Annotated in this window: 20 protein-coding genes, 2 tRNA genes and 3 pseudogenes; 17 read left to right on the top strand and 8 right to left on the bottom strand. The window is 45.6% G+C overall.

Features of this window, described 5'->3' with window-relative positions:
* Positions 1-184: 184 nt before the first annotated feature.
* Positions 185-574: a hypothetical protein gene (locus tag QXJ75_03340; GenBank protein MEM3737108.1), complete on the top strand. Its 390-nt coding sequence runs from the start codon at positions 185-187 to the stop codon at positions 572-574.
* A 141-nt stretch (positions 575-715) separates the two neighbouring features.
* Here QXJ75_03340 and QXJ75_03335 read toward each other — a convergent pair whose 3' ends face one another.
* Both QXJ75_03335 and QXJ75_03330 read right to left on the bottom strand, forming a co-directional pair.
* The gene (locus tag QXJ75_03335; protein ID MEM3737107.1) at positions 716-1993 is read right to left on the bottom strand and encodes a mechanosensitive ion channel; all 1278 of its coding nucleotides are present in this window, start codon (positions 1991-1993) and stop codon (positions 716-718) included.
* A gap of 414 nt (positions 1994-2407) precedes the next feature.
* Positions 2408-2506 (bottom strand) — tRNA-Val (locus QXJ75_03330).
* Between the two features lie 109 nt (positions 2507-2615).
* Here QXJ75_03330 and QXJ75_03325 point away from each other — a divergent pair.
* Positions 2616-3032 (top strand): CBS domain-containing protein, encoded by a 417-nt coding sequence (locus tag QXJ75_03325; GenBank protein MEM3737106.1) that lies wholly within the window; start codon positions 2616-2618, stop codon positions 3030-3032.
* Positions 3033-3044: 12 nt separating this feature from the next.
* On the opposite strand, the pseudogene QXJ75_03320 reads toward QXJ75_03325, so the two are convergent.
* Positions 3045-3695 (bottom strand): annotated as a pseudogene (locus QXJ75_03320) (FumA C-terminus/TtdB family hydratase beta subunit).
* A 27-nt stretch (positions 3696-3722) separates the two neighbouring features.
* On the bottom strand, positions 3723-4613 hold the full coding sequence (locus tag QXJ75_03315; protein ID MEM3737105.1) for a fumarate hydratase: 891 nt from the start codon (positions 4611-4613) through the stop codon (positions 3723-3725).
* Positions 4614-5101: 488 nt separating this feature from the next.
* Between QXJ75_03315 and trxA the strand changes: the two genes are divergently transcribed.
* From trxA to QXJ75_03285, 6 genes are all read left to right on the top strand, one after another.
* Positions 5102-5443, top strand: a complete 342-nt coding sequence (gene trxA, locus QXJ75_03310) for a thioredoxin (protein ID MEM3737104.1) — start codon at positions 5102-5104, stop codon at positions 5441-5443.
* Between the two features lie 330 nt (positions 5444-5773).
* A complete protein-coding gene (cas4a, locus tag QXJ75_03305; GenBank protein MEM3737103.1) occupies positions 5774-6661 on the top strand; it encodes a type I-A CRISPR-associated protein Cas4/Csa1 in 888 nt (295 codons plus the stop codon).
* A 13-nt stretch (positions 6662-6674) separates the two neighbouring features.
* Positions 6675-7709, top strand: coding sequence for a CRISPR-associated endonuclease Cas1 (gene cas1 / locus QXJ75_03300; GenBank protein ID MEM3737102.1), 1035 nt, complete (start codon positions 6675-6677; stop codon positions 7707-7709).
* 1 nt (position 7710) lies between these two features.
* Positions 7711-8001, top strand: a complete 291-nt coding sequence (gene cas2 / locus QXJ75_03295; GenBank protein ID MEM3737101.1) for a CRISPR-associated endonuclease Cas2 — start codon at positions 7711-7713, stop codon at positions 7999-8001.
* A gap of 195 nt (positions 8002-8196) precedes the next feature.
* Entirely contained in the window at positions 8197-8616 is a 420-nt protein-coding gene (locus QXJ75_03290) for a secondary thiamine-phosphate synthase enzyme YjbQ (GenBank protein ID MEM3737100.1), read from the top strand.
* Between the two features lie 841 nt (positions 8617-9457).
* Positions 9458-10669: a bifunctional 5,6,7,8-tetrahydromethanopterin hydro-lyase/3-hexulose-6-phosphate synthase gene (locus QXJ75_03285; GenBank protein ID MEM3737099.1), complete on the top strand. Its 1212-nt coding sequence runs from the start codon at positions 9458-9460 to the stop codon at positions 10667-10669.
* Positions 10670-10870: 201 nt separating this feature from the next.
* Here QXJ75_03285 and QXJ75_03280 read toward each other — a convergent pair whose 3' ends face one another.
* Positions 10871-11203: an MTH1187 family thiamine-binding protein gene (locus QXJ75_03280; protein ID MEM3737098.1), complete on the bottom strand. Its 333-nt coding sequence runs from the start codon at positions 11201-11203 to the stop codon at positions 10871-10873.
* 70 nt (positions 11204-11273) lie between these two features.
* Positions 11274-12155 carry a deoxyribonuclease IV gene (locus tag QXJ75_03275; protein MEM3737097.1) on the bottom strand — a complete coding sequence of 294 codons (882 nt, stop codon included), beginning with the start codon at positions 12153-12155 and terminating at the stop codon, positions 11274-11276.
* 352 nt (positions 12156-12507) lie between these two features.
* Here QXJ75_03275 and QXJ75_03270 point away from each other — a divergent pair, with 352 nt between their 5' ends.
* The 3 genes from QXJ75_03270 (at position 12508) to QXJ75_03260 (ending at position 15292) form a co-directional block, all read left to right on the top strand.
* Positions 12508-13851: an NADP-dependent malic enzyme gene (locus tag QXJ75_03270; protein MEM3737096.1), complete on the top strand. Its 1344-nt coding sequence runs from the start codon at positions 12508-12510 to the stop codon at positions 13849-13851.
* A gap of 263 nt (positions 13852-14114) precedes the next feature.
* Positions 14115-14801, top strand: coding sequence for an endonuclease V (locus QXJ75_03265; GenBank protein MEM3737095.1), 687 nt, complete (start codon positions 14115-14117; stop codon positions 14799-14801).
* A gap of 68 nt (positions 14802-14869) precedes the next feature.
* Complete coding sequence (locus QXJ75_03260; GenBank protein ID MEM3737094.1) at positions 14870-15292, top strand: arsenate reductase ArsC; 423 nt, start codon at positions 14870-14872, stop codon at positions 15290-15292.
* Between the two features lie 96 nt (positions 15293-15388).
* Here QXJ75_03260 and QXJ75_03255 read toward each other — a convergent pair.
* Positions 15389-15494, bottom strand: a tRNA-Ala gene (locus QXJ75_03255).
* 221 nt (positions 15495-15715) lie between these two features.
* On the opposite strand from QXJ75_03255, the gene QXJ75_03250 reads away from it, so the two are divergent.
* Together QXJ75_03250 and QXJ75_03245 are read left to right on the top strand one after the other, a co-directional pair.
* Positions 15716-16189, top strand: coding sequence for a pyridoxamine 5'-phosphate oxidase family protein (locus QXJ75_03250; GenBank protein ID MEM3737093.1), 474 nt, complete (start codon positions 15716-15718; stop codon positions 16187-16189).
* 375 nt (positions 16190-16564) lie between these two features.
* Positions 16565-17290: a tryptophan-rich sensory protein gene (locus QXJ75_03245; protein MEM3737092.1), complete on the top strand. Its 726-nt coding sequence runs from the start codon at positions 16565-16567 to the stop codon at positions 17288-17290.
* Between the two features lie 81 nt (positions 17291-17371).
* On the opposite strand, the gene QXJ75_03240 is transcribed toward QXJ75_03245, so the two are convergent.
* Complete coding sequence (locus tag QXJ75_03240; GenBank protein MEM3737091.1) at positions 17372-18415, bottom strand: phosphate uptake regulator PhoU; 1044 nt, start codon at positions 18413-18415, stop codon at positions 17372-17374.
* An 84-nt stretch (positions 18416-18499) separates the two neighbouring features.
* On the opposite strand from QXJ75_03240, the pseudogene pstS reads away from it, so the two are divergent.
* From pstS to pstB, 4 genes and pseudogenes are all read left to right on the top strand, one after another.
* Positions 18500-19612 (top strand): annotated as a pseudogene (gene pstS / locus QXJ75_03235) (phosphate ABC transporter substrate-binding protein PstS).
* 50 nt (positions 19613-19662) lie between these two features.
* Entirely contained in the window at positions 19663-20613 is a 951-nt protein-coding gene (pstC, locus tag QXJ75_03230) for a phosphate ABC transporter permease subunit PstC (protein ID MEM3737090.1), read from the top strand.
* A 226-nt stretch (positions 20614-20839) separates the two neighbouring features.
* Positions 20840-21445, top strand: a complete 606-nt coding sequence (gene pstA / locus QXJ75_03225) for a phosphate ABC transporter permease PstA (GenBank protein MEM3737089.1) — start codon at positions 20840-20842, stop codon at positions 21443-21445.
* A pseudogene (pstB, locus tag QXJ75_03220) lies at positions 21445-22204 on the top strand (phosphate ABC transporter ATP-binding protein PstB). Before pstA ends, pstB begins: the two are co-directional and overlap by 1 nt.
* Positions 22205-22463 lie beyond the last annotated feature (259 nt).

Here is a 22463-nt window from a genome sequence, read left to right as displayed (position 1 = left end):
TGCGTTGGTATATTAGCGTCTCTTTTTTGCTTAGCATAGCGAATTTTTAAGCGATACTTTGACGTGAGACTGCGGCAATATTTACCATATATAGATAATTTTTGAATGTATATAGAAAATACACAAATCTTATATGACGCGCAAACTAAGTTAAACGCGAAGGACGATGTCAACTCAACTAAAATTGGAACTAGGAAAGCTAGAGCTAGAAAAGCTAGACCTTGAAAAACCAGAAGTCGCACTTATCTTAAAAGATAAGAAGTCTATTCTCGCATTCGCGAGAGAACTAAGAGCTAAGATGGAAGAATTAGCGAAAGCTGCATTCCGTCGAATTCAAGAACTCGACCTAGACTTAATGTCGCTTAGAAGCGACCCCCAGGTTAGACTCTATTGGGAACACCTTTGCAAACTACATGAGCTTGGTTTAGCGCTTAGTAAGAAATACAGCGAAGACCCAAGTAGACTTCCGAAAGAGCTTCTTTGGTTTTATAAACCCTCAGCGCTCGTCGACCTGTATTCTAGGCTCTCTTTGAGTGACGAGTGTCCCCCCTCAGAGAGTATCATCGAATCTTAAAATTAGATATATAACCTCTACAAATTATTCTCCAGCAGTCCTTGTGGGCTGTTGACTCTCTCGCCTTATCTTCTCCAGCTTTTAGGCCATAGCAGCCCTAACGGAATGATTCTCCATCAGCAAGTTATAGATTAAAGCCCCCTAGGCGATATTTTTATTCTCGTTTAACACGTGCAATTGTGAGTCAGGCGTTATATATCGGGTCGGGCAGGAAAGTTTAATTCCTGCATCGTCGAACCTTTTCTTTATCGCTAACCTCAAATCACACCCAGTCTTAAAAGCTGTTGGCTGATCTTTTGCAAGAAAAAGTAAGCGAAGCATTATTGCCCCTTCTGTGAAATCCAAGACTTGAAAGGTCGGATCCAAAGTCTTAAGGACATCAGGGTGTTTTCTAGCCTCTTCAACCATTATCTCTCTCGCCTTCTCTAAGTCAGTATCATATGGCACAAACAATACTACTGGGAACAGTTTTTTCGGATCAGTCAAAGTGTAGTTTATTACGACTTCGTTATCTAGAATGTGGTTTGGTATAACTTGCCTCCTGTTATCCCAAGTCCTGATGATAGTATATCTTGGGGTTACTTCTTCTACGGTGCCCCATTCACCCTTAACTACGACTTGGTCGCCTACTCTGACTGTGGAATGCCTATAAACATCAGTTCCCGCTTTCCTTCTTAACTCAGACATCACATCGAGTACTCTATCTATAATAACCGCTTTACCGGCTTCCTCGTAAGTAGAGTTGATCCATGCTGTGATAGCTATATGGTACTTGTCATCTGAGACCATGAAACTGTAAACTTCAATTGGGCGCGAGCCATCTATAAGAGGCTCATTTTTGAGGGCTTTAATTATTGCATCTCTGAGCTCGCTGAGGGGTATATCTCGGTTTACATCCATCCTAACTCTTACAGTTCTTGTCTTAGCCGCGCTGTGGTTAAATATCATAGCTTGGATTAACGCGCTATTCGGGTATGAAACTGGGACATTATCGTCGCCTTCCAGTCTTGTACGTAGCATTCCTATATCTTTGACGATACCAGTATATCCAGGTATAAGCACCTCATGTGGATAAGTGGGAGCTACAAACCCATACTGTGACGTATTGACCGTGATACGGTCACCGACCTTAAAAGGTCTGGAGATCATAATCACAATTCCCGCGAAGAGGTTACTCAACACTGTCTGCGCAGCCAAACCAAGAACGAGCCCTACAAACCCCACTCCAACCAAAGCTGCTGCAAGGTCAACTCCAAACATGGAAGAGCCTACTAAGAATAAAATAAGCCAGCCTGCTATGAGAAAGAGGTTTTTCAAAGCGACTGTATTACTAACTCCAAGCCTCGGTGTACCGTAGCTTACTATTATTTGGGAGATAGTTCGGATGACATAATACCCGGCTACAAAGAGGACCGCCAAGTTGGCGTAGAGTCCAAAATCTGCCGGTATAAAAGGAATGTATCTAGCGGCGTAATGAAAGGTGCCTGCAGCGAATACCGCGACTAGGATGATGACTATTATTCGGGTCAGTCGCGCCTTATAGTCTGCCCATGGCTTATCTTCTAAAGACGAACCTCACACCCCCACCAAACAACAGCAAATTTCATCCTAGCGGTTACTTAACCTAGATTTTAGGGGAGGCAGTATCCTTTATATTTAGTCGTTATGAATAAAACTTTTCCCACAAATAGAGCAACGCAAAGTTTGAGATGTTTCAAAGATTCTTGGCAGTTACTATATTGTATTCGTTTTATGAGGCATGTTTTCCTGTGTTACAGATTTCCAGTTGCGAGAATACCTACGAGAGCTTTGAATAGGAATTCGCTTAAAATTTGGTGGGCCGGGCCGGACTTGAACCGGCGACCCCCCGCGTCTCCTGAGGGCTCAATATTCTGTCAGGCGGAGATCCTAACCAGACTAGACGACCGGCCCATTCCTATGTGCTTCAGATGTGTATTATTCTTTGCAACTTAAAGACGCCATACTACCTTAAAGCTTTTATATTCAACTTGCTTTTCTCGTACCTAAAGGTTAGGCTTCTTTGATTCAAATCAAGGATTTGATGAGCAGCCCTGTTACTACGATTGGGCCTTCTAAGACTGCCTATGATGCCGCCCGCATAATGAATGATCGACGGGTAAGTGGTCTAGCTGTTGTTGATGAGGATGGTAACCCTGTTGGCGTGGTTACTGAGAAAGACCTGGCTAGGAAAATAATCGCTGAGAGGCTTGATCCTGTGGCGGTTAAGGTTGGTGATATTATGTCTAAGCCGCCGATAACTATAAGTTCTAATCATCCCATTGAGGACGCTGTCAGGTTGATGGCTAAGAACAAAATAAAGAGGCTGCCTGTAGTTGAGGGTGACATGTTGGTTGGAATTATCACAGTTACGGATCTGACTCGCTACATCGACTATCTTGATAGGATTAGGCCTTCAATGGTACTATCTTACGGGTGAATGGGTCATACACTAAATACTATCCGAAGCATCACTCGTTCCGACAGCCCTCCTAGGCCACCATGCATAATCATATTTGGGGTCTATCTTCAAGTCTTTGTAAATGAGTCTTAAATTCTCCCTAACTTTGTGCTTCACTTCCTCTTCGAGTGTGCCACCTGTAGGGTCTATCCCCACGAGTAGGGGGCCCAAGTCTCTCGCCTCAAGCTCCCAAACCGCTTCAGGCATCCCGAGATCGAGCCAGTGTACCCCCAGCACCTGCGAGATCATCCTCGAATAAAGAGCGGCGCATCCTCCGGTGGCTATAAGGAAAGCTGCTCCCTGCTCTCTCATAGCTTCAACGGCAACCTGACCCATAATACCCTTACCTACTAGTAGTCTTACTCCTCCCTCCCTAATCAGAGTTGCCCCCAACTCTGTAAACCTCGAACTTGAAGTCGGCCCAGCGGCCACGACCACCCACCGATTCTTGAACTTCTTGACTACCGGCCCACAGTGCCAAACTGCGTTGCCCATCAAAGGGAAGGGCAGCCGCCCCTCGCGTTTGAGAAGCTCAACAGCTCTCCTATGGCTCATGTCTCTCATAGTGTACACTCTTCCACTCAGGTAGACGCTGTCACCTACCCTCAACTCGCGAACTTGGCTCTCAGTTACAGGTGTGGTAAACCTGAACTCTTTGGACGTGTGCCCTCACCTTGGATGTGTTAGATACTCAACTCTGCCGTCGCGGTGTATCCGCGCTGTGGAATGCCTCGCAGCCCAGCACTGGAAGTTTATGGCTACCGGTAACCCAGCAGTATGAGTGCCACAAATCTCTACGTGTACCGCCAGAGCTGTGGTGTCTCCGCCAACAGCCATAGGCCCTATCCCAGTCCGGTTGACAGCCTCTAAGAGGTGTGTCTCGAGAGCGCTGACCTCTGGATCACGGTGGTGGCCACCTAGAGGTTGCCTCACCAGTGCTCTTTTAGCCAGCGACATCGCTATGTCGGCGGTTCCACCCAGACCCACTCCAATTATAACTGGAGGGCAGGGTTCACCCAGAGCTAGACATATGTTGTCCAGTACACATTTGATCACAGCCTCAGCGACGGGTTTATCAGTGGTCACGTATGCGAAGCCTGACTTCGCTTCCGCACCGAAGCCTTTCGGAAAGGCTGTAATCTCAACCCACTCACTCTCAGGCTCAACAGTGTAGTAAATGTAGGGCATCCCCCACCCAACGTTTGTACCAGGGTTCTCCTTCCTGAGTGGGTGGATGACATTTGGCCTGTATGGCACCGCTCTGCTGGCTTTCAATGTGGCGTCCTTGAGAGCTTTCCCCAAATCACATTTTACTCCCGCCCTTAAACCCAGATTGATGAAGAAGAGAGGCAGCCCTGTGTCTTGGCAGATTAGGCGGCACCCCTCTCTAGCCGCATCAAGGTTATCTAGAATCGTCCTCAGCTGGGCTTTGCCAGCGGGGTGTCTCTCCTTTTTATAGGCTGCCCTCAACAGACGCTCCACTCTTGGCGGGAGCCTGGTTGCGGCATCCTTCAACAGCTCGAAGGCTACATGCCTAACGAGTTTTTCAGAGATTCCCATAGGCGCACACGGGGCTTTGAGCCTAATTATCACGACACTTTTCCAATAAACCTTTAGGCTACCCTTTATTTAGGGAAAAGAGTATCTCTGTCGATGGGCTAAAGGAGACTTTAGAACCCCGAGCAAGTCACTCTTGATTGATAAGCATAGAATCCGGGAGCTAAACGGATTGCATCTCGAGGTGCGATATTATCTCGATGTCTGTCAACGGATAGGTGGCTGAATAATAACGTTTGAGAACTCGCCACGTGAAGTCGCCTTTCACCCTAACGGCTGCCAACCCTCCGAAGTTTGTATTTGATCTCTGAAGTAGCTTTTACGAGCTCGACCTGAGTCAGTCCTCTCTCTTAGAAAGTACAGTCTAATATTTTTGGTAGACGTTAAATCTATTACTCTAAATTTTTGCCATATAGACAGTTGAAAGTATTATTTGTAAAGGTTGATAAGGCTCGAAAAATGATATATTGGTAAAAAAGTGAGTGGGATAGATGAGTTTAAACCCTGGTTCGGCAGGTAAGCCTATAAACGTCAACGAATCAACATTCGAAGAGTTCATTAAGAGAGGTCCTCTTGTATTAGTTGACTTCTGGGCGGAATGGTGCGCACCTTGTCGAATGGTTGCACCTATACTAGAAAAGCTAGCCGCCGAATACTCGGGAAAGTTGCTTGTGGGTAAACTTAACGTGGACGAGAATCCGGCAGCCGCTTCCAAGTATAGAGTTTCAGCAATCCCGACTTTAATTTTCTTCAAAGAAGGTAAGGTCGTAGATACATTGGTCGGCGCGGCACCAAAACAATATATCGAAGAGAAGATCAAGAAGCACCTTTAACGTTTCTGGCTTGGCAATTATCTGGCTCTCGGCTGAGAAGCTGCCCCAAGCTTCGATGTCTCGGCATAGATGGCGCGTGTGACCTAAAGCAGATCAAGCCGTATGTAGGAAGTTGCGCTCCGCTTTAGTGGCGGGAGATTTGTCCCGCAATACTAAGCCTTGGCTAGCATAGAAGCTTTCAAGCCTCCAACTCTTCATCTTGCCAGTACTTTCTCGAAATCAATCCGTATTCTACGTTTTATGGTGGGGTTATTTGTTACAAAAATCATAGATTCGTGGAATCTCATAAATTTATATTGTTTCTAACGCACTTATTTTTTTGCGGGGGCCATGTATTTTCTTTCCGATTTAGAGCACAAATATCTGATTCATAGACTCTTGCCTGCAGCTAGAGAAGCCAGAGTAAGCGCTGAGCTTCGAGGCTGGAGCTGGCATCAGCCACCTTTGAAACCTTACTACGAAGATGTAAAGTTGCCGATGTATGCTGTTTGCTCAAAATACTGCCCCACTGGTAGAGACATATATCTAAACTTTGTCGAGAAGATCTCTGGAACTCTAAACTCTAGGATGGCGTTAGGCAAGATTTTACATGGTGTGGTGAGCGACTGTTTACAAGCCTTCCTTCAGAAGCGCAGCCTGAACTTTGAATTGTGGGAGCAAAAGATCCGGTGGGATGAGATACCTGCAAAGCGGGAAGAAGTTTTGGAGCCTGCGAGGAAAGTCTGGGAGTATTTAGTGAAGATATGCGAGGCGCGTTACGTTGACATAGCTTCTAGCCAGCCTTACGCATCTGAACAGGATCTACTGGCTTCAACCGTGCCATTCCTTGTTGAGCATAAGATTTCCGGGGAACTGCTAGGTCTAAGTGGGTTGTTGAGCTTAGATTGCTACGATTATATGAGAGCAATTATGTTTGATCTGAAAGTTGGAGACAAGCCGCAGGATTGGCATAGGTTGGCCCCTGTAGGCTACTCCATTGTCTTCGAGAGCGTCCACGAGGTGCCTGTCGACGTGTGCTGCGTTGTATATCTGAACCTGACTGGCAATCATATACTCGTAAAGAAAGATCTCTTCTTCGCCAGCGATGAGCTGAGAAACATGTGGATCGAGGAGAGAGATCGCAAGCTAGAGATTGTTGCTGAGAGGAGAGACCCTGGCAGACCTGAGAGGTCGCAATGCACCGAGGAGTGCAGGTATTATCAGGTTTGTTACAGTTAAACGGTGGCGAAGTTTGAAAATATTCCTCGATGATTTCGGGATTTTCCTCGGACGTAAAAGAAACAGGTTTGTTGTTAAGCAGAAAGATAGAAAAGACGAGATCGTCGCGGATAATGTGGATTCTATTGTTTGTGCATGCCAAGGTGTGTCAATGTCCGCCAGCGCCCTTAACCTTGCGATGACACATAACATACAGGTGGTTTTTGCAAGGTATGGCGGTTGGCCTTATGCGATTCTAATGCCGACAGCCATGACTGGCTCTGTAAGAGCTAGGCGAGAGCAGTTTCTGGCATACAACGACGAGCGAGGCTACTTCTTAGCAAAGAACTTCGTTGCTGGAAAGCTAGCGAACCAAGCAAACTTCCTGCGGCTTATAGCCAAAAACAGGAAGACAACAAATCCTCTCTTAGCCCAGAGAATTTACGATTCAGGACGTGCAGTTAGCGACATCGCCACACGACTTGCTAGTGTAACAAGTGGAAGAATAGACGAAAAACGCCAAGAGTTAATGAACCTCGAGGCGGAGGGGGCTAGAGTATATTGGGGCGCCATAAAGGAGATTCTGCCTAAGGAGTTGAACTTTGAGGGGAGGGAGACAAGAGGCGCTCGGGATCCGTTTAATGTTATGCTGAATTTTGGCTATCAAACAGTATTATTTCCGGAAGTTTGGAAGGCTGTCAGCCATGCGGGGTTAGACCCTTATGCTGGTTACCTACACGCGGACAGGCCTGGTAAACCTTCGCTAGTGCTCGATCTGATGGAAGAGTTTAGGCAGCAAATTGTGGATAGGGCAGTGATCGGCTTACTCTCTAGGAACATAATTAAACCAAACGGGATTTTGGTTGTTGAGAGCCCTGAGGAAGGACGTATACTTAGCCGGGAGGTAGTGAAGATGCTCCTTATGGGCCTACAAGAGAGGCTTGACTCTGAAGCTATGTTCGACAATCAGAGGGCGCCCCTTAAAAGTTTCATCTATTCTCAGGCGCGCCGTGTTACACGTTTCCTCCTAAATGAAACAACTTACATCCCATTCACGCTAGGGTGGTAAGATGCGATATATAGTAATCTATGATGTTACGGATGACAATCTGAGGAGTCTTGTGGCTGAGACGTTGAAGGATTATGGGCTGGACAGGATTCAGTATAGCGCTTTCATAGGAAAATTAAGGAGAGATGAGCTTAACAGCCTAATAGTAGACCTCAAGAACCTAATTAAGGATCTATTCGAGAACGTGCAGATATATCCACTCTGCGAGGTGTGTTTTAAGGGGAGAAGAGAAGTCGGCAAACCGAAGCGATACGAGCTGGTTGAAGAGAAAGCTAAAGTTGCCTACTTCTAACACAGCTGAAATTTCTGCGCTCGTAACACGGTAAGGCACACTACTTATACCGCCAATAATCCCTTGTTTCGCCGGAATCATCCGGCAAAGACGACGCCGCTAAAATGTGACTTGGTCTTGACCAGATAAATTTTAGTTTTGTTTGCTAGCAAGATCTAAAACTATCATTAGCAATAAGATTATCCGGTGTGTTACGTGAAGGTTGTTACGAAGTACCTCAAGCTCCATACCCGTGGAGAGTTGGAAATGGTAGATATAACCCCCCTCGTAGAAGGGGCTGTAGAGGAGGCTGGTCTTAAGGACGGTATTGTAACAGTCTTCGTAGCCGGGTCCACTGGAGCCGTAACCACCATTGAATATGAACCAGGTCTCCTAAAAGATTTCCCAGCGATGCTAGAGAGGGTAGCTCCTAGGGGGATCCTCTACGAGCATGAAAGACGGTGGCACGATGGTAATGGACACTCTCACGTGAGAGCCTCACTCCTAGGGCCAAGCTTGACTGTACCGATCGTGAATCGCAAGCTAACCTTGGGAACTTGGCAGCAGCTAGTCTTCGTAGAATTGGATATACATAGTCGATCTCGGGAGCTAGTATTACAAATCATGGGAGAATAACACTGTAGGCGAGGTGGTTAGAAGTCCTCTGCTCATCTATGATATTCAATGCTGTGGCCCACCTAGCACATTGTAACCTACCTCAGGTTGCGTTTAGCTCTTACTAGGTTTGGCTATTCAGTATGTGCTTCTAGGTTGGCCTTTAACACCTGTATATTTTCAACATGTCAGGTGCAACGCGGCTGCCGCCTTCACTTTGAGAACCCTATCCCCTGATCATTCAGAAACTGCAGTCTCTTCAGGGATATCCATGCAACTTGAGTAGCCTGTCCCAACAATGAGAATCTCAGGTCTATACTAAATAACAACCTTTAGATCTTCGATGCTGAGCTAGTGTCCAACTCTCCGCCGTCACCCTTCCAAGATACGGCTCCATAGTGGCACCAAATCTCTAGAGTAGCGTTTACTGCCGATTACGATTTTCCCAAAAAATTGTAAAACTCGATCACTTATGCCCTTTATTTACAGTTCGGCCCTTCACGATTTGAGAGTTACGTTAAACAAAAGCCCCACAAAGCTCAGGCTTAATCGGCCGCTATCGACAATGGGTCCCGGTGCATAAAAATCCGCCATCTGTATCCTATTACATGCCGCATTATTCAACACCTAGCAAAGCTTTAAATATATTTTGCGGCACAAAATGTAGCAACCGACTGGTGTCAAGCTAATGTCTGCGGAAAAATATAAGAAAATAGGAGTTGAAGAAGTTTTAGAAGGCATCAAATGCGGTTTAAACATAGCAGAAATGGCGCAAAAATATAATGTCTCAAGGGATACAATTGAAAGGCGGCTTAAGTTTGCCGCAGAAAAATTCCCTGAGCGCCTAGAGGAAGCCAAAAAGATGGGTAAAATTTTGGCAGGCGGCCAGCATGTATACCTTATAGGCGAGGCTTTAGTGGGGCAGGAGCCCGATCTCGCACATGTTGATCTGGTCATCGGAGATAAGGCTGGTCCTGTAGGCCAAGCGTTTGCGAATGGTCTCTCACACCTGTCAGCTGGACATACGCCATTGTTAGCCGTTATAAGGCCGAATCTCCCTCCGAAGCCTTTCACTTTGATCGTTCCTAAAGTTACCATCAAAGATTTTGAGCAGATAGGCAAATATTTTGGGCCGGCTCAGGCTGCTGTGGCCAAGGCTGTTGCTGACTCGGTGGAGGAGGGAGTTATCCCTCGGGATAAGATCGATGAGTGGGTGATCGTCGCAAGTGTATTCGTCCACCCGGAGGCCAAAGATTACCGTAGTATCTATCATTACAATTACGGCGCTACAAAGCTTGCTATTAAAAGGGCGCTAAGTAGCTATCCCCCCCTCGACAAGATTTTATACGATAAGGATAGAGCTAAACACCCGATCATGGGCTTCAGGGTGCCAAGGCTCTGGATGCCCCCCTATATGCAGGTCGCCCTTGACATTCCTGACATTGAGGTAGTGAAGCGTGTCATCAGCGAATTGCCCCAGAGTGACCGAATAATTTTGGAGGCTGGAACCCCTCTCATCAAGAAGTATGGTGTGAAGGTCATCCGTGATCTGCGCGAGTTTGCTAAGGATGTGTTCATAGTGGCGGACTTGAAGACATTGGATGTAGGGCAGGTGGAGGTTGACATGGCTTATGAGGAGACAGCCGATGCAGTTGTAGCCTCTGGCCTAGCGCCCAAAGAGACCCTCGACAAGTTCATTTACGAGGCTGAAAGGTTTGGGATCTACTCGATGGTGGATATGATGGGTGTAGCGGATCCACTTGCGGTGTTGAAATCTTTACAGGAGCCGCCTGGCGTAGTTATTCTCCACCGTGGCATAGACGAGGAGCGTGGAGGCAAAACCCGTTGGGAGTATATAAAGGAGATCAAGGAGTTCTTCAAAGATAAAAAGATACTATTTGCTGTGGCGGGCGGCATAGAACCGCAGACTGTACCATTAGCCCTTCAATCTGGGGCTGATATAATTATTGTTGGTCGTTACATTACGCAGTCCAAGGATATAAGGAGGGCAGCTAGAGAGTTCCTGCAGTCGCTGGGTGTAGATATGGATCTCTTTAGGGTGCACGTGGAATAACTCGCCGGTTGAATTAAGATTTTCTAAGGCTTCTGCAGAGTACGCTGCAAAATAGACCTTCACCTCACAGATTTCCAATAGTCTAAAAAGACTCATCCCCGTTTTACTCCAGCTTGTGGTAGGTTCGTATTTGTGGGGTTAGTTGGGGGGTCTTTGTGCCAGATTAAAGTGTAGCCCCTGTAGATATGCCAACTTTTTCTACTAACTTGCCTTCGCCCTTGCTGCGTATTCTCTGACAGCCTCCACTTTTTCCTCGAGTGTCCTAAGTTTATCGCGTCTATCATCTATTCGCAGTTCACATTCAACACGTTGCGCCCCCAAACCTATAACAGCCTCATGAGCGCACTTGGCCGCCCTGAATATGTCATCTATGCTTTCAGCCTCCAAAATTGTGCTCATGGGTGTAATCTGGTAGCGTACATTCCCCAACTTGTCAATGGCGGCGATAGCTGCACCAAGATATTTCCCTATACTTGTTCCCACACCTACCGGGATTATGCTCAAATCTGCTATCACCCTTCCATGTTTAGGCAAAACCTTTCAACACCTCCTACATTAATTTCTCTTCTCGAACTTTTAAGTAGCTCTTAGACCCCTATGCCCCTTAGGTCAGCTTTAACTTCGGCCTAGGTTTGATTGGTTTGCGGTCTTCAGCTAACTCCCTTATCTTCTTTAGGTTGCCGATATCGTCGCGTCGACGGTCGACAGGAGTTTCAAGTATGAACGGCAGCAGCTGTAGCTCCTTGCGTCTTAGTAGAGCCTTGAAGCCGCCCTCACCTATGCATCCTAGTCCGATGTGTTCGTGTCTATCTATATGTGAGCCTAGATCACCCTTTGAGTCATTGGCGTGAACAACCTTGAGCTTCTCCAAGCCGATTACTCTGTCAAGCTCTTTGAGAGTTATATCTACACCTTCCTCATCCCTCAGCTCATAGCCGGCGGCGAAGGCGTGGCATGTGTCTAAACAGACTCCAACACGGTCTGGTTGGTCTATGCGGTTGAGTATATGTTTCATCTCCTCGAAGGTGGAGCCCATGCTATTCTTTGTTCCAGCAGTATTCTCGAGGAGGATTATCACTTCATTATCAACCCTTGAGAGAGCCAAATTCACCGCCTTAACAATCCTATCCCTCCCCTGCTCCACACCGCTACCTTGATGACTGCCCAAGTGAGTTACAAGGTAGGGTATTCCTAACTGCCCTGACCGCTCCAACTCCGCCACCAAAGTCCTCTTAGATAACTCGTAAACATCATCGTTAGGCGAGGCCAGGTTTGGGAGGTAGGGCATATGGTCTATCACAGGCCCTATTCTGGCGTTCTCAAGTTTCCTGCGGAAGGATACTGCTTCCTCTAAGGTTAGAGGTTCGAACTTCCAACCGCGTGGATTTCGAGTAAATATCTGGAATGTTTCACATGTTTTCTCTTCTGCTCTATCCACTGCCTTATCTATCGAACCAGCAATAGAGACGTGTACTCCAAATCTCAAAGCGACTCGAAGCCCCTTATTATGGTACTATATGGCGATGATACTTAAACGTCAGCTTCGAACGCAGCAGTTTTAACCTTTTGAAGACGAATTAATGCATATTTTATCTGTTGGGCTCAACGGAGACCTACATGCGTTTAGATTCTTGGCATACCGTACTCTTTGCCGCTTGCACGGTGTCTCGTCTTAATGACCTTCACAATATAGCTAACAATCCATGTATGTTGCGTGATGAGTATAAAACCCTCTTATCCAGCTATTCGCAAGCCTCTAGATGAATGTTCAGTTTTAAACTAGCATAGCCTTTATCTTATTACAGGTGAAAACGAAGTCTGAGAGTGGAGTGGTCAGGTTGTCCGAACGATCTACAAGGGAAGAGCTCTTGGAGAGGTCCTGTAAGCCGAGCAAGTTAGCTCTAAAATATCACGTCTTCTACCGTGGGAAGATTGAGGTCTCTCTCAAGACGCCAGTTAGGAGTTACGAAGAATTCGCCATATGGTATACCCCTGGAGTAGCTGAACCTTGTAAGGCCATATCCGAGAATAGAGGGCTGGTCTATGATCTTACCAACCGCTGGAATACGGTAGCCATTGTAAGCGACGGGACGAGGGTTCTTGGCTTAGGGAACATAGGCCCTGAGGCAGCTCTTCCCGTGATGGAGGGGAAGGCGCTCCTCTTCAAATACCTCGGTGGCGTGGACGCCTACCCTCTCTGCCTAGCTACACAGAACGCCGAGGAACTCATCTCCGCAGTAAAATGGCTTCAACCATCATTTGGTGGAATAAACCTTGAAGACATCGAGCAACCTAAATGCTTCTATATCCTCAACCGTTTGAGGAAGGAGACTGAGATCCCAGTTTGGCATGATGATCAACAGGGGACCGCCACCGTGATGCTGGCAGCTTTAAAGAACGCCTTAAAGCTCGTCGGCAAAAGAATAGGCGAAATCCAGATAGCGATGATTGGGGCAGGTGCAGCGAGTATCTGCACTGCTAGACTCTTTATCGCTGCCGGGGTTAAACCTGGAAACATGTTCGTAGTCGACAGTAAAGGTATACTACACTCTGGAAGGGTCGAGCTTAAGGGTGAACATCCTGAGAAGTGGGAACTCTGCCTTAGGACCAACTTAGAAAATAGAATGGGCGGCATAGAAGAGGCCATGAGAGGTGTCGATGTCGCTGTGGCCATGTCGAGGCCAGGTCCCGGCGTGATAAAACCTGAATGGGTCAGAAACATGGCTTGTGAACCCATCGTGTTCGCTGCCGCAAACCCAGTCCCTGAGATATGGCCTTGGGAGGCTAAGGAGGCAGGGGCAAGGGTGGTGGCAACTGGCAGATCGGACTTCCCCAACCAAGTAAACAACTCCCTAGGTTTTCCAGGAATCTTCAGAGGTGTCTTGGACGTTAGGGCGGCATCAATTACCGATGAGATGTGCATCGCAGCGGCAGACGAGTTGGCAAGGTTGGCTGAGGAGAAAGGGCTGAGTGAAGACTACATAATTCCATCGATGGCCGAGTGGGAGGTCTACCCAAGAGAAGCCGTAGCTGTAGCCCAGAAGGCTATAGAGCAAGGTGTGGCGAGGATAAAGCCGAACAGAGAGGATCTATACGAGAACGCTTCGAATATCATAAAACGGGCGCAGTCCATCGTTGAGCATCTTGCGAGGGGGGGTCTCATAAAAGAACCCCCACCCTAGGGAACAATGCCCCCGTTAATGAGGCAATGCCTCTTGGAGGCGGTCTCCACGCACGCTCTGCTGATATCTGACATACCACTTTGACTGCTTTATTAAATGCCAAAGCTGAACTGCTGCGAGGTCTCACTGAACTGTGATACCTAATATTTCTGCAGGTTGGATTTTATATTTTACGAGGGCACCTACCACCATAGGCGTGTAAGACTTCCTTAAACCGCTATCTATCTACCTAAGGCGGGGTCACATAGAGGGACATAGAACTATTGAGGTTTCCCGACAATTTCAGGGTCGAGGCTGCCAGGAGAGCTCAAATGGAGTTAGGTCGCCGAGTTATAGAGGAGAATTGCCTCCCCCAAAGGGTGAGAAACGTTGGGGGAGTGGATGTGGCGTATAGGGGGGAATTAGCAGTCGCAGCTGCGGTTATTCTAGACTATGATAGCCTTAGTCTAATAGAGTCAAGAACATTAGAGGCTAGAGTCACATTCCCATATGTCCCAACATTTCTTTCCTTCAGGGAAGCTCCACCGATCTTTAGGGTTCTCAGACTGCTCAAGGCTAAGCCCGACGTTCTGATGGTAAACGGGCATGGCGTGGCACATCCATACGGTTGCGGCCTAGCTTCACATATAGGCGTAATCCTAAAACAACCTACGATAGGTGTAACTGATGGGTTGCTGTGTGGGGAAGTAGAACCTCCAACTGGAGATCTTGCACCAATACTCTACAAAGGGCGAAGGGTAGGTGTGGCTCTATCCACTGGAGGTGGACGGTGGATTTATATCAGCGTAGGGAACATGGTCACTCTCGACAGCGCCGTCGACTTGACGCGCAGTCTCCTGCGTGGGGGCAAGATGCCTGAGCCCTTAAAAACAGCAGACAGCCTAGCTAAGAAGGCAATCATAGCAAAAACTGTTGGAGCTCACAAACTTTCCTCACCAAACTCATCGTAATAACGCATCTAATGAAGAGGCACACTGAAAGAATGGTTTATTTGACAGATGTAAGTTCTAAGATTTTCATGAAGACGAAGGTCTTATTTGTCTGCACGCACAATTCAGCCCGTTCTCAGATGGCGGAAGGATTTTTGAACGCACTCTATGGAGATAGATATGAAGCATATAGTGCTGGAATAGAGCCCACTAAAGTTAATCCTTACACCGTTAAGGTAATGGCTGAGATTGGAATTGACATTTCAACTCACCGCTCAAAGAGTATAGAAGAATTCATTGGACAGAATTTCGACTACGTAGTGACGCTCTGCGACAATGCGAGAGAAGTGTGCCCATTCTTTCCCGGAGGTAAAACACTTCACAAAGATTTCGAAGATCCAGCCGAATTTAAAGGTAAAGAAACCGAAACACTGGAAAAAGTTAGGCATGTAAGAGATAAAATCAAAGACTGGATAGAAGAAACATTCGGCACTAGTTTATCAGAGAGATAAAAACACCCAGCTACTCAAACTTCGCCATACTTCTGCTTTGTCTCTTAACGTAGGAACAGTCAGAAGGCGGAGAAAAGACAGCAACTACAAGTAAAGTGGTGGACCGGCCGGGATTTGAACCCGGGGCCTTACGGGTGTTCCTTTCCGCATTTTAGGCTTAGCTTGCCAAGCGGACGATCATTCCAGGCTGATCTACCGGCCCTCTTCCGATTTGTCTATTTTGGTTTTGTTTCTCATGTATGGTTTATTGGTTTACGGCATTATAGAGTTGGTGGGGGTTTATAGGTTTTGCCTGTTGCGCGTGATGGGTATCTGTTCAGTAAAAGCATGAATTTAACTAATCAGACAATATCTTTAAGGTGATCAAATTCGAGTAGTTTAGTCAGCAACATTAGTGCAGAGTATGCCTATGAGGTGTGAGTTTTGACGATTTTCAAATTGCCGAAAATGAGTAAAAGTGAAATCGAAGAGTTGATTAAAGAACAAGTAATTTGTCGAATTGCTTTCAAAGGAGACAAGTACCCTTACATGGCTCCATTCCAGTATGTTTTAATGAACGGGTTTATCTACTTTCACTTTACCAATTATGGTAGAAAGATGAGGTTGCTTGAGAAGGATAAACGTGTTTGTATTGAGATAGAGAAGTATAAGCCAGATCTTAGTGAATACAAGTTTATTGTTCTAAGAGGATCACTGAAAATAGTAACTGATCCTCATGAGCGAGCCATGGTAATAGAGAGAATGGCTGAAGAAGGTAAACAGAAACTCTCCGCAAACTTTCTTGCCGCTCATGGATTCAAAAAGGAAGAAGGCTGGTCTTCACTCGCTCCACAAAAGCCTTTGATTATAGTTAAGCTTGAGAATGTGGTACAAGAAATTGGCTTAAAATCTCCTTGATTCAATGTCGGGCGTTTATTCCAAGATTTTGGTCGCGAAAATTCCTCTCTGGACTTCTTTACACTCTAGTAAAAGTGCTTCATATCTTTCTCTACATCTAAGGCTTGACAGAATTCCTACGATTGATAGTTCCAATAAACATATGAATTTCAACATGTTCCCCAACAAGTGCGGCTTGCATATAATTCTGGGATCAACCATCCACATTCTCACAGTTTATTAACCACCAGGCCTAATTTTTTTAATCGTCGCCTGCACTGGAACTATCTCTAATATTCTGTGCCTCAACTTTTATATACCCGCCTTAAGAGATAAAACTCAAAGAGTGCGCAAATGGCATCCACTAATTCTGCCCCTCTTAGATGGTTAAACATCGTGACTTTTGCGTTCACTATTGCAGTTAACGGCTTAGCCGGCAATACCACAATTCTCGGTGGCAAGAACACGGCTCAGATTTCTGACGCAAATCCGACTCTAATAACTCCTGCAGGTTACACATTCTCCATTTGGGGAATCATCTACATCCTACTGGGAATCTTTGTAATATTTCAGGCACTGCCCAATAAACAAGGAAAAGATTTTCACAAAAGAATTGGGTGGTTTTTTATCATAAGCAACTTGTTAAACGTTACCTGGCTTTTCCTTTGGCAGTATGAACATCTCAGTTTATCCGTCATTATAATGTTTCTGCTTCTCGTAACTCTGATTGCGATTTACCTGCGCGTCAATATCGGCAAGTCAGTAGTTCCCTTACGTGAAAAACTAGCTGTTCATATACCTTTCAGCGTCTACTTGGGGTGGATAACTATTGCCTCTATTGCAAATGTCGCGGTCGCGCTAGTTTCCGTTAAATGGGATGGTTTCGGAATAAGCCAAGAAACGTGGGCTATTCAAATTCTAATGGTAGCCTTGTTAATCACGCTACTTGTTATAGCCACTAGAAAAGATTTAGCCTATGGACTGGTAATAATCTGGGCGTTGCTTGGTATCGCAGTAAAGCAAAATGTAAACCAAAGCATTGTCTTAACAACTGAAATAGGCGCTGTAGTTATTGTATCCGCATCGATCTTGGTAGCTATGGTTTCGAGATTGAGACGATAAGAACTTTTATTACTTCTGATGGCAAGTAAATCCGAGCGTCTTCATCTTCAAATGTTCATGACTGGCTGTGATGAGTTTGGATTAGATTATGAGTATTTGGTTTACGCTTAGGTTTAAGACTATCTCTGCAATGTCACTTGTGTATTCTGCTGTTCTTCGTATGCTCTCCATTATCATTCTCATGCTTGGAATATTTGTTTGTTTATTTCTCAATTGAATTTCTTTTAATACTTCGTCTTCGAGGGGCGCTATTTTTTTGGCTTTTGAAACTACCTGGTCAGCTAGCATATAGTTCCTTTTGAATAGAGATTTTATGGCGTCCTCGAAAATTGCTTTAGCGAAGACGCTTATTTCATAGATTTTTTTGAATATCTCTTCACTCGGTTTCTCTTCTAATGCCTGAACATGTTCGGCGATTTTTGCTGCATGGTCAGCTATTCTTTCAACGAACTTCACGACTACCCTGTATCCCAGGCAGTCTTGCGGGTTGGAAAGCCCGATGTCTTTAAGGGATCTCTCGTTACGGACTGCTATCTTCAATTGTCGTATTATGTAGAGGCTGAAGCGATCAACCTCATCATCTAATTGTATAACCTCTTTTGCAAGTTTTTTGTCTAGGTTTTTTAATGCTTGTATTGCATCGTCGTGCATTGAAGTGGTGATAAGGCACATGCGTCTTAAAGCATTTTCAACCGAAAGCTCCGGGTAGCTCAGCAATACTTGTAGTTTAATCTCATTAGATGTTTCTGATATGATCTCTGTTCCTACAAGTTTATTTCTTGCCAACTCCTTTATGGCGTTTCTTTGCGACGTACTTAGGCGTTTGTCTTTTGCCCTTATAACAATGAGGCTGTATCCCACTAAGTACAGTGATATTATTTCTCTCACTATAGTGCTAGGGTCATTTTCGTCTGGAATTTTTATATCAGCCTCAACAAATTGAGGGTACGTTTTCGCCATTCCTTTTGGAGTTAAAATCAGTGAATTATTTTGTTGGGATATAATTATCTGGCCTCCAACCTTTAGTCCTAGCGAAGCTACCCATTTTTTTGGCAGCGAAACAATGTATGTTGATTTGCCGGTGAACTGAATTTTCCTCGTTTCTTCGCGTGGTTGTTCTATCATGTAGAAACCTTCTATATAACAAGCTTTTTACTATATAGAATATTAGGATAAGATATATAGATTTTTCTGAACTTTAGAAGAAATATGAACCAAATGAAGGCCGTCTATAAAGTTGCCATACCACTAGTTATAGTCGCAATAGTTGCGGTGGGTATTTTTGCCAATCAATACTTTTTAGCAACACAATCCATAACGTTAAACGGTGCTGGCGCAACATTTCCGTTCCCATTAATTGACAAGTGGGCCGCTGAATATCACAAGATTAAGCCTAACATTCAAGTTAACTATCAGGCGATCGGAAGCGGTGGAGGGATACAGCAACACATCGAAAAAACTGTGCATTTCGCAGCCAGCGATGCCCCCTTATCAGAAGTTCAAGCTGGAAAAGCGCCTGATACATTGCATATGCCGATAACCATAGGTGGAGTCGTTCCGATATACAATATTCCAGGCATATCAGAAGGGCTGAGATTTACAGGTGAGATCTTGGCAGACGTTTATCTCGGAAAAATCACAACGTGGAATGACCCTGAACTTGCTACGATAAATCCAGGCATCAGTCTTCCAGACCAGCAAATAATAGTTGTGCATAGGTCTGACGGAAGTGGAACAACTTTCATTTGGACAAGTTACTTATCAAACTTAAGCTCAGAATGGACAGCAACCGTTGGAAGGGGGACCTCGGTAAACTGGCCAGTCGGCCTCGGAGGAAAAGGAAACGATGGAGTCGCAGCTCTTGTCCAGTAAACTCCATATTCCATAGGGTATGTCGAATTCACCTATGCCAAGAAGAATAATTTGGCATATGGTTACGTGCAAAACGCCGCCGGCGAATTTATAGAGCCAAGCATTGAGTCGTTTGCCAAGGCTGCGGATTATGCCGCAGTTACCCTGCCAATGGGTGACGAAAGCTGGGCTACGGTTTCAATAGTTGACAGTTTAGCCGGCAATGCGCAAGCTAGGGGCGCCTACCCGATAACAAGCTTCTCTTATGTCCTAGTATACAGGGAGTTGAATGTTCTGCCAAATATGAATGTAACAGCTGCTAGGGCGCTGGTGGATTTTTTGTGGTGGGCGATACATGACGGGCAAAACTATGCGTCTGACCTATACTATGTTCCTTTGCCATCAAGCGTTGTCACGCATAATGAGGCAACAATCCAGTTGATAACCTACAACGGGCAACAGTTACACTAGAGATAAAAACATGAGTCCTCGCAAAATATCCTTTTTTTCGGAGATCAACCATGAAATCTCTTTTGCGTTTTAAATGGCGAATCAGGGGCGACGGTGTCTTTGAGCTTGTAGGCATGTTGTTTGCTTCTAATATCCTTCTGCTTCTTTGTTTTATGGTCTATGAGCTAGTTAAAGGGTCATGGCTCTCTATTCAAACTTTCGGGTTAGGCTTTGTCTTGGGAACTAAATGGGACCCCGCCATATCTCGGATTTTCGGGGCTTTACCGTTAATACTGGGCACCATTGTCACTTCAGCCATCGCTCTCCTTATAGGCGTGCCCATAAGTCTTGGAACAGGGTTGGCTCTTTCAGAATACATGCCTAAAAGATTTGGGTTTGCATTTTCTTTTCTAGTGGAGCTTTTAGCTGCTGTTCCAAGCGTTATCTATGGGATTTGGGGGATATTCGTCCTAATACCCTTTTTACGTGACAATGTCTATTCAAGTATGCAAACATTTTGCGGGTTTATCCCTGCATTTTCAGGGCCCATCTATGGCGGCGGTTCTCTCACGGCTGGTATCGTTCTAGCGATAATGATTATCCCAACAGTTTCATCTGTTATGCGAGACTTGTTCTCAGTTGTGCCAAATTCCCCGCGAGAGGCGATGATAGCCCTTGGCGCCACAAAATGGGAAACAGTCAAAACAGTGATCAGCTACGCGCGTTCGGGGGTTGTAGGCGCTGCTATGTTGGGACTTGGGCGAGCTGTCGGGGAAACTATGGCGGTCACAATGGTCATTGGAAACAGATTTCACATCTGGCCGCCTTCGCTTTTTGATGCATGGTACACTATGGCAGCCATAATTGCTAATGAACTTTTGGAAGCCACATATGACCTTTATGTAAGCGCGTTGATGAACGTCGCACTCGTTCTGTTGTTAATAACTTTGACAATTAATCTTCTCTCTCGGCTGGTTGTTTGGCGGGCGCTTAGGCTGGTTAGGGGGATAGCTAAAGAGTGAGAAAAATGGATTATTACAGGTTCAGGATACTCAAGAATAATGCCGTTCTTTTCCTTGTGTATCTATCCCTCGTGGCGGCGTTAATCCCTCTTTTTAGCATACTTTGTGAGGTAGCTCAAAAAGCCATTTCCGTTGTTAGCCTAGATTTCCTTGTTAAACCGACACCTACAGTTGGCGAAGAGGGAGGGGGCATCGCAAACGCTATCCAAGGTAGCTTGATAACTATTTGGCCTCCCTTATAGGCGTCCCCATAGGACTGATGTCAGGCATATTCCTCAGCGAGTATGACGAACGCAAGCTGCCTGTAATTGTTAGGTTCTTTAATGATGTTCTAAGTGGCGTCCCATCCATAGTAATTGGAGTATTCGCCTACGCGTTAATTGTTCGTTCAATTGGGTTTTCAGTTATCGCGGCAGCCTTCGCGCTGGCAATAATCATGGTCCCCATCGTAACTAGGACAACTGAAGAAGCACTAAAACTTGTGCCTCTAAGCCTCCGCGAGGCAGCTATAGCTTTAGGTGTCCCGAGGTGGAAAACCGTTGTCTCTATAGTATTCAAAAGTGCCAAAAAAACGGTGGCAACAGGGATTCTGCTTTCCGTCGCGAGAATTGCCGGAGAATCGGCTCCCGTACTTGTAACAATGGGATATTGGCGGTGGTGGTTCGCCGGCTTAAACAAACCAGCTACTAACCTAGCCTTAAACGTCTTCGTCTTCGTAATGACGCCCTTTGAAGGTTGGAAAGCCCTAGCATGGGGTTCAGCTTTGGTGCTTATACTGCTTGTTTTGGGAATAAACGTTGCGGTTAGAGTTTTCACAAGGGAGAGATATTAATGGCAGCCAAGTTTCAAATAGAAAACTTGAACGCGTGGTTCAATTCAAAACATGTATTAAAAAATGTCAACATGGAAATTCAGGAAAACACCGTAACAGCCATCATAGGACCCTCTGGATGTGGCAAAACCACTTTTATCCGCTGCCTCAATCGGATGCATGAAATAACCCCTTACGCCCGAGTAGCTGGGAGAGTTTTGTTTAACGGTGTTAACATCTACGACGGCGATGTTGATCCTGTTATGATAAGGAGAAAAATAGGCATGGTTTTTCAAAAACCAAACCCCTTCCCAATGATGTCCATATACGATAACGTGGCCGCAGGCCTAAAACTGAATGGAATTCGAGACAAGAAAAAAAATTGACGCAGTTGTCAAGCGAAGCCTAGAACTTGCCAATCTTTGGGACGAGGTTAAAGACAGCTTAAACAAGTCTGGAGCCAGCCTTTCTGGTGGGCAACAGCAAAGGCTTTGTATAGCTCGTGCATTAGCTGTAGAACCTGAAGTTTTGTTGATGGACGAGCCATGCTCAGCCCTTGACCCGATAGCAACAGCGAAAATAGAAGTCCTAATACGGAAACTGGCTGAAAACTACACGGTCGTAATTGTAACACATAACATGCAACAGGCAGCAAGAGTTTCAGGCTACACGGCATTTCTTTATCTTGGCGAGCTGATAGAATACGGCACAACAAAGCAAATTTTTGAAAATCCAAGATACGAGCTAACAGAAAGATACATAACAGGAGAGTTTGGTTGAAGATGAAAGATACGGGCAAAATTATCAGCGCCGGTCTTCAAGAATCGTTCTTAGCTCTCCATAATAATGTGTGGGCTGGCTTATTGCACCGTTCTCGTATTAATTATGGAGTGTTTTGAAACCAGAAACGTCTACAAAAGTTTGAGAAACGTTCTGAAGCCCTTTTTAACAGCTAATGGTGAAGATGGTTTACGATACCGAAGTAGCGAAGGTACTGAAGCGCAGAACGCCGCCTGGTTGACTAGGTAGAGTTTTAGAT

The organism is Candidatus Bathyarchaeia archaeon, from assembly GCA_038883335.1.
In the GTDB taxonomy this organism is placed as follows: Archaea; Thermoproteota; Bathyarchaeia; order Hecatellales; family Hecatellaceae; genus JAVZMI01.
The sequence above is the reverse complement of the archived record's forward strand: the minus strand, read 5'-3'. Positions and strand labels throughout refer to the sequence as shown.